Here is a 12872-nt window from a genome sequence, read left to right as displayed (position 1 = left end):
TCCTTGTGAGTTAGCGGCCGCCCAGACCGGTGACGAGCAGGCCGCGGACGAGGTGTTTCTGCAGCAGGACGACAAGCAGGACGGTGGGGAGCATGGCCATGATCGAGGCGGCCATCATCAGGTTCCACTGGGTGCCCTGCTGGCCGACGAACTGCGCCAGGCCGAGCGGCACGGTGCCCTTGTCCTCGACGCTGTTGATGATGATCAACGGCCACAGGAAGCTGCCCCAGAAACTGATGAAGGTGAAGACGGTGAGTACGGCGATGGCCGGCCGCGCGAGCGGCAGCATGATCCGCAGGAACGTGCCGAACGGACCGCACCCGTCCACCCGGGCCGCCTCTTCCAATTCGGCCGGGATGGTCAGGAAGAACTGCCGAAGCAGGAACGTGCCGAACGCGGTGAACGCCCACGGCAGGATCAGTGCCCAGTAGCTGTCCACCCACCCGAGCGCCTGCATCAGCCAGTACATCGGCACGATCAGCACTTCCTGGGGCACCATCAATGTCCCCAGGAACAGCACGAACAGTTGCTCCCGGCCCCTGAACTTCAACCGGGCGAAGGCGTACGCCGACATGCTCGACGCAGCGACCACCACCAGGGTGCCCGCGACCGCGACCAACAGGCTGTTCAGGAAGTACCGGTCGAACGGGGCGAACGTGAACGCGTCCGCGTAGTTCTTCCAGCGGATCTCGGAGCCGAACAGGTGCGGTGTCGCGGTGAATACCTCGTCGGCGGGTTTCAGCGACGTCGAAACGGCGTACACCAGAGGGCCGAGGAAGGCGATCGCGACGAGGACCAGGAGCGTGTGCGAGACGCCGCTGCGGACCTTGCGGGCGGCGCTGTTGGTCTCAGACGTCATAGTTCACCCACCGCTTCTGCCCGACGAACTGGATCGCGGTGATGCCCATGATGATCACGAACAACACCCATCCGGCCGCCGAGGCCAGCCCCATCTGGAGGAACTGCCAGCCCTGGTTGTAGACGTACATGACGATGGTCTGGGTGGCCACGCCCGGGCCGCCCTGGGTCAGGATGAACGGCTGTGCGAACACCTGGAACGAGGTGATCAGCGTCATCGTGGTGGCGAAGAACATCGACGGGGTGATCATCGGCCAGGTGATGTAGCGGAACCGCTGCAGCGGCCCGGCGCCGTCGATCTGCGCGGACTCCAGCTGGGACTGCGGAACCTGGTCGATCGCGGCCGAGAAGACCAGGAAGTTGTACCCGAAGCCCTGCCAGATCGACATCGCCACGATCGCCGGCATCGCCCAGTTCGACGAGCCCAGGAAGTTCGGCGCGTCGATGCCGAACCAGCTCTCCAGGCCGCCGTCGATCAGCCCACCGGGCTGGAACAGCAGCCGCCAGACCATCACGTTGGCCACCATCGGCGTCATCACCGGGATGAAGAACAGCACCCGGAACATCTGCCGGCCCCTGATCTGCGGGCCCAGCCAGACCGCGAGCCCGAGCGAGACGACCACGTTCAGCGGGACGTACAGCACCACGAACAGAACCGTGTTCAGCACCACCCGGCGGAACACCGGGTCGTGCATCAGGTGCGAGTAGTTGCCGAAGCCCTGGAACGTGCGCTCCCCGAACACCGGCCAGTCGAACAGGCTGATGCCCAGCGCCATCGCGGTCGGGAACAACGTGAACAGGGCCAGCCCGCCGAGGCTCGGAGCCAGGAAGACCGACGCGTACCGGCCGTCCCGGCGCAACGCGGGCCGGCGCCCCGCCCGGGGCGCACCTGCAGGTGCACCGGGCGGAGCGACGGTTGTGTCGGTTGCCATTACGAACCAGCGCCTGCCTGGTCCTGAATGGTCTTCAGCGCCTGGTCCGGCGGGATCTCACCGTTCAGCGCCTGCGTTCCGAACCGGTTGAGCAGGTCGGCGACCTGGACCCAGTTCTTCGAGGTGACCAGCGGGATCGAGTGCTCGGAGGCGTAGTCGATGGTCTCCTTCGCGCCGTCGATGTTCGCGGCGGTGAACCACGCCGGGTGCGCGACGGTGCGAGCCGGGTACGCGCGGCCGGCCTGGGCCAGTGTGGTCAGCGGCTTCTCGCTCGTCATCGACATGATCGCCTGGAAGGCGGCGTCCGGCGTCTTGCAGGACCGGGAGATGCCGAAGCCCGAGCCGGCGGTGTAGGTCTTCGAGCCGTCCGGACCGGCCGGGATCGGCGCGATGCCGAGGTTGAACTTGACCTTGCCCTTCGTGTCGATCAGTGACCACGGCCCGTTCAGCTGCATCGCGGCCTTGCCGCCGGTGAACTGCTGGGTCTCGAAGTCCGGGTTACCACCCGGCACCTGCGGGGCGATCTTGTCGGTCTTCACGAAGTCGGCGTACTGCGAGAAGCCCTGCTCGAACTTCGGGTCGGTGAAGTTGAGCTTGCCGTCGGCCAGCGGCTCGGCGCCGGTCATGGTCCGCACCCAGGACATGGTGCCCAGGTCGCCAGGGGTCGTCACCAGGCCGCTCTTCCCTGCCGCCGTGAGCTTCTTCGCGGCCGCCTTGAACTCGTCCATCGTCCAGCCCGGCTTCGGGTCGGGTACGCCGGCGGCCTTGAACAGGTCCTTGTTGTAGAAGATCACCATCGGGCCCGAGTCGTACGGGATCGCGATCTGTTTCCCGTCCGTCTTCAGGCCGTCCATGATCGGCTTGTCGAAGTCCTCGGCCTTCATGCCGTACTTCTTCATCAGGTCGTCCAACGGCAGCATCGCGCCGGCGTACGACGCCATCCGCAGACTCTGCATGCCGATGATGCAGGGTGCCTTGCCGCCCGCCAGCGTGGTCCCGATCTTCGACCAGTAGCTGTCCCAAGGGGCGCCCTGGAGTTTGACGGTGATCCCGGCGTGATCGGTGTGGGCCTGGTCAGCGACCTTCTGCCAGGCGGCCTGGTCCTCGGCGCCGGCGACCCAGAACGACCAGGTCAGATCGGCCTTGTCCGCTGCGCCGGAGCTACCGCTACTGCCACCGTTGCTGCCCCCACAGGCGGCCACCGCCGTGAGCGCCAGCACCGACAGAGTGGTGGTGGCCCAGCGGCGTGCCCGCACTGGTGTTGCTTTCATCGCTGACCTCCAGGGGATGTGCTTAGTCATCCGATCTATAGTCGGAAGCATTCGGCGTAGTCAACACCTCAGGGCCATAATTCCTGGCCTGAACCGGCAATTCGGCCCTAGACATCGGATGTATCTTGCTAGAACATCGGATGTCTCAGCGGATTCAGGAGGTGAGGCGATGCGCGTCACCGACGAGGCGATCGATCGGATCAAGCAGATGATCGTCGCCGGTGAACTGCGGCCGGGCGATCGCTTGCCGCGGGAGGCCGACCTGGCGGCCCGCCTCGGCCTGTCCCGGAACTCACTGCGCGAGGCGGTGAAGGCGCTCGCGCTGATCCGGGTGCTGGAGGTCCGGCAGGGCGACGGCACGTTCGTGACCAGTCTCGACCCGTCGCTGCTGATGGAGACGATGGGGTTCGTCCTCGACCTCCACCAGGACGCGTCGGTGCTGGAGTTCTTCGAGGTACGGCGGATCCTCGAGCCGGCTGCCGCGGCCCGGGCGGCGCTGCGGATGGCGGACGACGACATCGCGGCGCTGCGCAAGCTGCTCGACGATCTCGGTCCGCGGCCGTCCGTCGAGGATCTGCTCACCAGTGACGTGGAGTTCCACAAGCTGGTGGCGATGGGGAGCGGCAATCGGGCGCTTGCCTCGATGATCGACAGTCTGCGGCAGCCGACGTACCGGGCACGGATCTGGCGAGGGCTGACGCAGACCGACGCCGTCGCCCGGACGCTGGCCGAGCATCGAGCCATCCTCGACGCGATCGAGGGGCGCGAGCCGGAGGTGGCCAGGTCCTGGGCGACGGTGCACATCGCCGGTGTGGAGCGCTGGATTCAGGAGGCGGTCAATCTCGACGAGGACCAAGCTCCAGCAGAACTGCGGACGGCATCGGGAGGGTCAGTGCGACCGCTCCGTCGTGCAACTCCAGTGGAGTACTGACCATCCGACTGCGCTCGGCCAGGTCGGCGAGCTCGGCCTCGGTCGGCCAGTCGCCAAGACCCGCTGCGGCTGTGGCGATGTCACCTGCGCCAATGGCCAGCGTGGTGGCCTTCGCTTCCCAGGTCGGGTCCACGCCGGGCAGGTGGACCTGGACCGTTCTGGTCAGTTCTGCTGCCCCCGACGACTTGGTCTGATCGAGGGTCAGATTCCACAGCAGTACGGCGACACGATCGCGGTCACGGGATGCCCAGGCCTCTACCAGGCTCCCGCCACCATCTCCGTCGTACGTCACCGGCAGCTCGACCGGTCCGAGCCGACTGAGCAGCGTCATCGCGTGGTAGCGCGGTTTCGCCAATCCACCAACGGTTTGCAGCCCGAAGCCCCCGTGCAGCATCCGCGGCGGCCGGCCGAGCTCCTCGAAGTGGTCGGACGCGACCCAGTACGAGAGCGCGTCGATCCGGCCGGCCGCGGACCGCATGCCGCGGAGCAGGAACACCCCGGAGAACACCGAGTCGTTGATCGGGTTGAAGTGCGTCGGCGTCACGCCCCACTCGGTCCAGAGGATGCGCGCATCGCCGTACCCGTGCCGCTCCAGCGACGCCCGCACGTCGAGTGGCGGCGACCCGTACGTGTGCGTGGACACGAAGTCGACCGGCGTACCGAAGCGTTTGGCGTGGACGAGGAGGTCGTCCACCCATCCGGCTGCAGCGGACGACGGGCCGCCGACCGCGAGGCGTACGTCGACGGACTTCACGGCCGCCGCGGACACGTCGTACAGCTGGAGCCATTCCTCCTTGGTGCCGGACCAGAAGACCTCGAGGTTGGCCTCGTTCCAGACCTCGAAGTCCCAGGTCAGCACCTCGTCGAGGCCGTACCGGTCGACCAGGTGCTGCACGAGCGCGCGGACCAGGTCGTGCCAGCGCTGGTACGACGTGGGCGGCGAGATGATCGCGCCGTACTCGAAGACCGTCTTCGTCGGGTCGCTCGCGAGCTCCCGCGGCATGAAGCCGAGCTCGACCACCGGACGCAGCCCGAGCGCGAGCAGCTTGTCGTAGATCGCGTCCACCACGGAGAAGTCGTACGAATCACCGTCGATCACGTGGGTGTCGTCGTGGAAGATCGCGTGCGCGCGGACCGTGCGTACGCCGATCTCGTCGTGCATCTTGCGCAGCGCGTCCTCGAGCTCGCTGCCGATCTCGTGCCCGCCGGTCAGGTCCTTGCAGAGCAACTGGCTCAGGCGCTCGCTGCCGACCATCGGCTCCCACGGACGCTGCAGCTCGGTGCCCTCAGCAACCGTGTCCACGGTGACCGACACGGCCGGAACCGTGCTATCGGCAACCAGTGGTACGGCGCCGACTGTCTGACTCGGACGCCCGTGGGCCGTCACCTCGGGCACGCTCGCGACGGCGTAGCGGTACGGCGTACCCGGGGTGCACGTGGTGTCCACGTACGGCGGCGACGGGACCGACAGCACGTCGCCGCTGTGATGATCGACCGGCTCCAGCGGACCGCGCTCTCCGGTTCCCCTGAAGATCAGGTAGCCGACCGCGCCGTCCACCGGCGACCAGTCGATCGTCACCTGGCCGACGCCGCCGACCGCCGTGACCTCGTTCGGCGGATCGAGCTCGGGAAAGGCGAACGTGCGGTCCTCGTCGCTGCGGACCGCGATCCGCTCGTCCCAGTCGGTCTTGGCGTCTTGCTGCATCTAGCTGTCTCCCGTTACTCGAGGCCGGACTCGAACTGCTCCATCGCGATCAGCGGCCGGATCCTGCTCTCCACCGTCCGGCTCGCGAAGCTGCGCCGGATCAGGTTCCCGCCGAACACGTTGCCAATGGCACCCATCACCATCGCCTGGTCGAGTGACAGGTACCGGCGGGCGATCAGCCCGGACTTCACCGCGACCGAGTCGTAGAACCCGCCACCGCCGTACGCGTGCAGGGTCTTCTCGATCTTGCTCAGGTTGTCGATCGCCTGCCGCGGCGCGTACGACATCGCCAGGAACGCCGCATGCGGGGTGACGACCCCGTCGCCGTACGTCGGGTTCGGGTTGGTGCCTTCGCGGCAACCTTCGAAGCCCCCGTCGTAGTTGGTGCCCTCGAGGTCGGACGGGTAGCCGCCCGGGTCCATGCCGAGCGGTTCGACGCCATAGACGGAGTACCCGCCCTTGGGGTTCGAGGCCGGCGAGAAACCCCAGTAGCCGTACTTCGCGTCGTCCAGGCCGTGCTCGATGTGCGCGCGGACCGTGAGCGGGTGGTTGATACCCCAGCTGCGCGGCGCCCAGGTCGACTCGGGGACGAACAGGTCGGGCATCAGCGACTCGAACATGTCGCCGCCCCACGACGGGACGATCCGCATGCCGCGGTACGAATACGTGCCCTCGAAAACGTCGAGACCGAGGTACGTCCGGTGCACGCCCTTCGGCTTCTGCTCCACCCATGACCAGTCGCAGCTGTCCGGGAAGGTGCGGTACGTCGCGAAGTACTGCGTGTGCGGGACCTGGTTCAGCGCGAACCCGACGTACCCGGCGATCCGGGCCTCGGTGTTGCAGGTGTCGTAGTGGAACTTGCGGTAGTACACGTCCGGGCCGACGCCGGCGTGGTTGCCCTTGTCGGTTTCCTCGTCCGGCGGTGGCGTCTCGAAGAAGCCGCCGCGCATCAGGCCACCGGGCCGGGCCGCAGGGTTGTAGTAGAACGCGAAGTTCATCCTGTTCAGCAGGGAATCCGCGAGCGCCCGTGCTCTCGGCTCGGCGTTGCGGACGACCATCAACGCGCAGGCGAACCAGCCGTTGTCGACGCTCGAGACGAACGGCGTGATCGGCTTGGTCCCGTCCGGGTCGACGTGCCGGACCTCGCCGGTGGCCTCGTCGTACCAGTTGAAGAACATACCGCTCGGCTCATGATGTACGACGTTCTTCATCGTCGTCAGCGTTTGCGTGATGCGGCGCAGCGACTCCTGCGGCGAGATGATGCCGAGGTGCTTGGCGACGACCGTGCTCCACAGGTAGCCGCCGATGTTGGTGGGGGAGGTGTAGTTGCTGCGCACCGGGTTCGTCACCGATTCGCCGATGTTGTCGGCGGGCAGCCCGGTCTGCTCGTCCGTCATCGCGACGATGCTGCGCCAGGTGTCACGAGCCCACCGGCCGACGGTGGCTTTGTCCTCGCGACTCGGTTTCCAGCCGCCCTTCAAGGCCTCTGCCGGTGAAGGCGTCCCTCCGAAGGCGGGAGATGCGGTTCCGATCAAGGTTGCGGCGGTGCCGGCGGCTAATACTGTGCGGCGACTGATGATGGCGGTCATCTGAGGTCTCCTCTTTGAGTCCGGACCTGTGCTACTTGAGTCCGGTGATGGCTATGCCCCGGGTGACGTGGCGCTGGAAGGCCAGGAACATCACCAGCACCGGTACGACGACCACGACCGCGCCGGCCATCAACAGGCCGTAGTTCTGCGCGTTCTGTCCGGTCGAGTACAGCGCCAGGGCGACGGGAAGCGTGTACTTGTCCTCGGTCTGGGCGATCACCAGCGGCCAGAGGAAGTTGTTCCAGGATCCGAGGAAGGTGAGGATGCCGAGCGTGGCCAGCGCGGGCCGGGTCAGCGGCAGCATGATCCGGGCGAAGATGCCCAGCTCGCCGGTGCCGTCGACGCGGCCGGCGTCGATCAGGTCGTCGGGCAGCCCCAGGAAGAACTGCCGCATCAGGAACACGCCGAACGGCGAGACCAGGAACGGCAGGATCAGGCCGGGGTACGAGTTCGCGAGCCCGGCGTTGGTGACGAGGACGAACAGCGGGACGAACGTGACCATGCCCGGAACCATCAGCGTGGCCATCACCAGCACGAACAACGCGTTGCGGCCCTTGAACCGGAGCTTCGCCAGCGCGTAGCCGATCATCGAGCAGAAGACCAGGTTGCCGGCCGTGACGGCCAGCGCGACCAGGGTCGAGTTGAGGAAGTAGCGCGGGAAGTTCGCCTTGCTGAACAGCTCGTCGTAGTTCTGCGACGTCGGTTGGTCCGGCCACCACGTCGGCGGGACCCGGAGCAGCTCGCCCTGGGTCTTGAAGCTGCCGAGCACCATCCACAGGAACGGCGCCGCGACGGCGACCAGGCCGAGCACTCCGATCAGGTAGATCCACCAGGTACGGCGCATCACTTCTCCTTCAGCAGCCGGAACTGGATGAACGTGACGACCGCGATGACGACGAACAGGATGTACGCCATCGACGTCGCGAGCCCGTAGTTGCCGAAGCCGAACTGGTTGTAGGTGTACATCGACACCGACAGCGTGGTGTCCAGGGGACCGCCCTTGGTCATCACGAACGGCTCCTCGAAGAACTGCAGGTACCCGATGCCCATGGTCACGCAGTTGAACAGGATCGTCAGCCGCAGCAACGGCAGGATCAGGTACCGGAATCGTTGCCAGGGGCCCGCACCGTCGATCTGGCCGGCCTCCTCCACGGACTGCGGGATGCCCTGCAGCCCGGCCAGGAAGATGATCATCGCGGAGCCGAAGTTCCGCCAGACCGCCATCGCGATCAGCGACGGCATCGCCCAGGTCTTCGACGCCAGCCAGTTCGGGCCGTCGATGCCGACCCAGCCGAGCGCGGTGTTCAGCAGACCGTTGTCGGGCGACAGGACGAACCGCCAGATCACCGCGATCGCGACGATCGACGTCACCACGGGCAGGTAATAGGCGACCTTGAACAGCGCCTGGAACCGCTTGATACCACGATCCAGCAGCACCGCCGCGCCCAGCGCCACGACCAGCGTCAACGGGACGCCGACAATCACGAAGTACGCCGTGTTGAATGCCGCCTTGCGGAAGGTCTCGTCCGACAGCGCCTTCGCGTAGTTGTCGAAACCGACCCCGTTCACCGACAACGGCGTCCGCAGATCCCGCTGCTTGATATCGGTGAACGACATCCCGAACGACCCAAGCACCGGCCCCGCGGTAAACGCCAGGAACAGTACGACGAACGGCAATACGAGAACCCACGCCGCCGCAGCCTCACGGGTGATCCGGCGCCGCGGGTGCCCAGGCGGCGACTTACGCCGTACCGCCTGGGCTTGCCTATCGGTGACTGCTGTCATCGTGCTCAGCTACCGCCCGTGCCGATGGCGGATGCCTTGGTTTGAATGGCTTTGGCGGTGTCGGCGGGGGACTGGCCGGACTTGGCCATCTTCTCGACCTCGGTGTCGAACGCCTTCGCGACCTGTTCCCAGTTCACGATCGCCGGCGGCGCCTTGGCGTCCTCGAGTTGCTTGCCGAACACCGGCAGCAGTGGGTCGGACGCGATGCTCGGGTCCTGCCACGCGCTCTTCACCGCCGGCAGATCGGACGACAGCTTGAACCACGACGCCTGCGTCTTGGCATCGGACAGGAACTTGACCAGCTTCCAGGCGCTGTCCTTGTTCTTCGACGCCTTGAACACCACGAAGTCCGAGCCGCCGACGAACGACGTCGCCGACTTGTTCTTCGGGATCTGGAACACGCCGATGTTCGGCTTGATCGCGTCACCGCCGGCCTTCGCCACCGAGCCTGCCATCCACGGACCGGAGATGAACATCGGCACCTGACCGTTCACGAACTGCGCCTCGGTCTGGTTCGGCGGCAGGTCGGTGCCGGCCAGCTTCTCGGTGAAGAAGCTCTGGTAGTACTTCAGCCCCTCCTGCATCTCCGGGGTGTCGAAGGTGAACTCCTTCTGGTCGTCCCCGGTGATGTTCGCGCCGGCGGACCACGCGAACGGCATCACCGTCTGCCAGGAGCCGTCGCCGCCCGGCTGCAGGTTGATCCCGTACTTCGCGCCGGCCTTCTCCTTCATCGCCTTGGCCATCGCCTTCAGCCCGTCCCAGTCCGTCGGGGGAGTGCTGAAGCCGGCCTTCGCGGCGAGATCCTTCCGGTAGAACACCAGCCGCGTCTCGACGTACCAGGGAACTCCGTACTGCGTTCCACCGACCTTCGTCGTGTCCAGCGCGCCCTCGTAGAAGCCGGAGTTGTCGAAGCCCTCCGGCGTCGGGTCGAGCGCGCCGAGGTCGGCGAACTCGCCCATCCACGTGGTGCCGACCATGGCCGCGTCGGGCAGCGTGTTCGCGGTGATCGCGGTGGTGAACTTGTTGTGCGCGGCATCCCACGGGATCGGGGTGACCGTCACGTTGACGCCCGGGTTGGCCTGCTTGAACTGCTCCATCAGCTTGGGCAGGTTCTCGCCCTCGGTGCCCATCGCCCAGACGGTCAGGTTGCCGGTCGCCGGTCCCTCGCTGACGGTGGTGGTCGGTTGCGACCCGCCGCTCGGCGTGTCCGCTGACCGTCCACACCCGGCCAACGCGAGCGCTGTCGCGGTCAATGCAGCGCTGCCGATCACCAGCCGGCGGCGGATGCTGTGGGTGAACATGTGTTGTCTCCTCACGTATTACTGCGGAGTTCCTGCTGTGCATCCCCCGGGCTCGTGCCGCAGCTGTCCCGCAGCACCAGTTCTGTTGCCAGTACGTCGTTTCGCGCCCGGGTCCGAGCCCCGGTCACCCGCTCGTGCAGCCGTTCCGCGGCCACCCGACCCAACTCGGCCATCGGCTGCCGCACAGTCGTCAACCCCGGCGACACATACCGAGCCGCCATCACGTCGTCCCACCCGGTCACGACAATCTCCCCAGGTACGCCGATCCCGTTGGTGGCCAACGTCGTGAGCGCGGCAAGCGCAAGCTCGTCGTTCGCACACACCAGCCCGTCCGGTCGCCTCGTCCGCGGACCGGTGGTTGCCTGGAGCATCTTCTCGGCGACCGTCCGTCCCGCTTCCTCCGTCAACGGGACGCGGATCGGCTTCGGCACCTGCAGCCCGCGGAGCTCATGCGCCTTCGCGAACCCGGCGTACCGCTCGGAAACGTCGTACGAGCTGGCCGGGTCACCGACGAAGAGAAGACTCTCGCGGCCGTGGTCGAGCAGTCTGGTCGTGAGTTGTTCGGCACTCGCGGCGCTCTCGCTCCGGACCGAGTCGCACCCGGTGACGGGCGGATGCGCGATCAGCACCACCGGTACGCCGGCCTTCCGCAGCCCCTGCACCGTCGGCAGGTCGAGAGCGTTGCCGTGGACAACGATCCCGTCGACCCGCCCGGCCAGGTCCATCACGGTGCGCCGCGGATCCGGGTTGCCGTGGGTGACGGTGATGACGACGCTCTGACCGTGTTCACCGGCCCAGCGCTCGTACCCCATCAGCAGGTCGCCGTAGAACGGACCGGCGAGGTCCGGCAGCACCAGCCCGTGCGCCTCGTGCCGCTGTACGGCGAGACTCCGCGCGGCTCGCAGCGGTACGTAGTTCAGCTCCTGCGCCGCCTGGTCCACCCGCGCCCGCGCCTTCGCCGACACCGGCCCGGTCCCTTGCAGGACACGCGAAACCGTCGCGATCGACAGCTTCGCACGGGCCGCGACGTCGTAGATCGTCGCCGGCCGGCCGGTGGGTCCGGAAGGCACTGGGTTCGCTCCTGGGGAAAAGTGGAAGCGCTTACACTTTCGATACCCTGCCTTGGATCGTTCGAACGGTCAAGGGTTCGGCGCCGACGGATCTGCGGTCTGCGAGGATGCAGGCGTGACCACAGAGGAGCGAAAGGACCGGGTCTTCCTGGTCCGGCACGGGGAAACCGAGTGGAGCAGGTCGGGCCGGCACACGTCCGTCACCGATCTCCCGCTGACATCCGACGGCGAGCGCGTCGCCGCGAGTCTGCGGGAGCGGCTGGCGGGGGAGTCCTTCGACCTGGTGCTGACATCACCGCGGCAGCGCGCCCGGCGTACGGCGGAACTCGCGGGCTTCCCCGACGCGGAGGTCGACGACGACCTGGTCGAGTGGAACTACGGCGACTACGAGGGCATCACCACCGCCGAGATCCGCGAGACCGTCCCCGGCTGGACAGTCTGGGACGACCCGGTACCCCACGGCGAAACACCCGCCGACGTCGCCGCCCGCCTCGACCGCGTCAACGCCCGCCTGGCCGCCGTACCCGGAGACGTCCTGGTCTTCGGCCACTCCCACGCCCTCCGCGGCCTCACCGCCCGCTGGCTGGAACTCGACGTCACCGAAGGCCGCCACTTCGTCCTCAACACCGCCACCCTCTCCACCCTCGGCTGGGAACGAGGCTCCCCAGCCATCCTCCGCTGGAACAGCTAGCTCGCTCCGACGACGCATACGTGGTGGTTCCGCGGGAAATCCGGTGCCAGGAAACAGGAAGTCGTGCCGCAAGACCTGAAATACCAGGTCCCAACACACCACAACCTGTCCCACCCCACCACCCGCGCCCGCCCACGGCAGCCCCTCGTCCAAAACGCGCCGCAGGTACCGGTGAAGGGCCTCCCGGTGGTTCTGCGGGAATCTGGTGCCTGGAGACAGGAAGTCGTGCCACGAGACCCGAAATACCACCTCCCAACACACCACAACCTGTCCCACCCCACCACCCGCGACCCGACCGCGCCCGACCGCGGCAGCCCCCTCGCCCGACACGCCGCAGGTTCGGGTGACCGTCGAGTCGTGGATTCGGGCGGCCAAACACAACCGTGATCCACGACTCGCGATTTAGGCCACCAACCAAACGCCACGACTCGACGTGATGCCGGAAGCGCAGTGCTGTGGGTGGTGGTTTCTGCGCGGCGGCCGGGGCGGCGTGCGTGCGAGGCCGCCGCTAGCGGGTTGATTCACCGCTGACCCGCTACGACCCGCCAGCCGCACCACAACCCGCCAGCCGCGCAACAATCTGCGGGCCGCGCAACAACCCACTAGCCGCACAACAACCCACTAGCTCACAAACAACCCGCTGGCCGCACAACAGTCTGCAGGCCGCGCGAACAGCCGGCCGCGTTGCCTGAGAGCAGGCCTGTCACCTCGCGGGGGCTCTGCACCGGGAGCCGAGGGA

At 67.1% G+C, this 12872-nt stretch carries 11 protein-coding genes; 2 read left to right on the top strand and 9 right to left on the bottom strand.

From position 1 onward, the window contains the following. Positions 1-10: 10 nt before the first annotated feature. The 3 genes from E0H45_RS01770 to E0H45_RS01760 are packed head-to-tail and all read right to left on the bottom strand — an operon-like array spanning position 11 to position 3061. Positions 11-859 carry a carbohydrate ABC transporter permease gene (locus tag E0H45_RS01770; protein ID WP_131334510.1) on the bottom strand — a complete coding sequence of 283 codons (849 nt, stop codon included), beginning with the start codon at positions 857-859 and terminating at the stop codon, positions 11-13. After that, positions 849-1790, bottom strand: coding sequence for a carbohydrate ABC transporter permease (locus tag E0H45_RS01765; RefSeq protein ID WP_131334509.1), 942 nt, complete (start codon positions 1788-1790; stop codon positions 849-851). Before E0H45_RS01765 ends, E0H45_RS01770 begins: the two co-directional genes overlap by 11 nt. After that, on the bottom strand, positions 1790-3061 hold the full coding sequence (locus E0H45_RS01760; protein WP_165546333.1) for an ABC transporter substrate-binding protein: 1272 nt from the start codon (positions 3059-3061) through the stop codon (positions 1790-1792). The genes E0H45_RS01765 and E0H45_RS01760 overlap by 1 nt, the downstream gene beginning before the upstream one ends. 169 nt (positions 3062-3230) lie before the next feature. On the opposite strand from E0H45_RS01760, the gene E0H45_RS01755 reads away from it, so the two are divergent. Continuing rightward, positions 3231-3992, top strand: coding sequence for a FadR/GntR family transcriptional regulator (locus E0H45_RS01755; RefSeq protein WP_131334507.1), 762 nt, complete (start codon positions 3231-3233; stop codon positions 3990-3992). On the opposite strand, the gene E0H45_RS01750 is transcribed toward E0H45_RS01755, so the two are convergent. The 6 genes from E0H45_RS01750 to E0H45_RS01725 are packed head-to-tail and all read right to left on the bottom strand — an operon-like array spanning position 3898 to position 11442. Further along, a complete protein-coding gene (locus E0H45_RS01750; protein ID WP_131334506.1) occupies positions 3898-5697 on the bottom strand; it encodes a GH39 family glycosyl hydrolase in 1800 nt (599 codons plus the stop codon). The two genes, E0H45_RS01755 and E0H45_RS01750, sit on opposite strands and share 95 nt — an antisense overlap. Before the next feature lie 14 nt (positions 5698-5711). Further along, on the bottom strand, positions 5712-7286 hold the full coding sequence (locus E0H45_RS01745) for a glucoamylase family protein (RefSeq protein WP_131334505.1): 1575 nt from the start codon (positions 7284-7286) through the stop codon (positions 5712-5714). Positions 7287-7317: 31 nt separating this feature from the next. Next, positions 7318-8130 (bottom strand): carbohydrate ABC transporter permease, encoded by an 813-nt coding sequence (locus tag E0H45_RS01740; protein ID WP_131334504.1) that lies wholly within the window; start codon positions 8128-8130, stop codon positions 7318-7320. Beyond that, on the bottom strand, positions 8130-9071 hold the full coding sequence (locus E0H45_RS01735) for a carbohydrate ABC transporter permease (protein ID WP_131334503.1): 942 nt from the start codon (positions 9069-9071) through the stop codon (positions 8130-8132). The genes E0H45_RS01740 and E0H45_RS01735 overlap by 1 nt, the downstream gene beginning before the upstream one ends. Positions 9072-9076: 5 nt before the next feature. Beyond that, positions 9077-10372 (bottom strand): sugar ABC transporter substrate-binding protein, encoded by a 1296-nt coding sequence (locus E0H45_RS01730; protein WP_131334502.1) that lies wholly within the window; start codon positions 10370-10372, stop codon positions 9077-9079. An 11-nt stretch (positions 10373-10383) separates the two neighbouring features. Next, a complete protein-coding gene (locus tag E0H45_RS01725; RefSeq protein WP_131334501.1) occupies positions 10384-11442 on the bottom strand; it encodes a LacI family DNA-binding transcriptional regulator in 1059 nt (352 codons plus the stop codon). A 115-nt stretch (positions 11443-11557) separates the two neighbouring features. On the opposite strand from E0H45_RS01725, the gene E0H45_RS01720 reads away from it, so the two are divergent. Further along, positions 11558-12133: a histidine phosphatase family protein gene (locus E0H45_RS01720; protein ID WP_131334500.1), complete on the top strand. Its 576-nt coding sequence runs from the start codon at positions 11558-11560 to the stop codon at positions 12131-12133. Positions 12134-12872: the final 739 nt, after the last annotated feature.

Origin of the sequence: Kribbella soli, from assembly GCF_004331345.1 — a bacterium.
GTDB classification, from domain to species: domain Bacteria; phylum Actinomycetota; class Actinomycetes; order Propionibacteriales; family Kribbellaceae; genus Kribbella; species Kribbella soli.
This window is presented reverse-complemented; position numbering and strand designations above follow the sequence as displayed.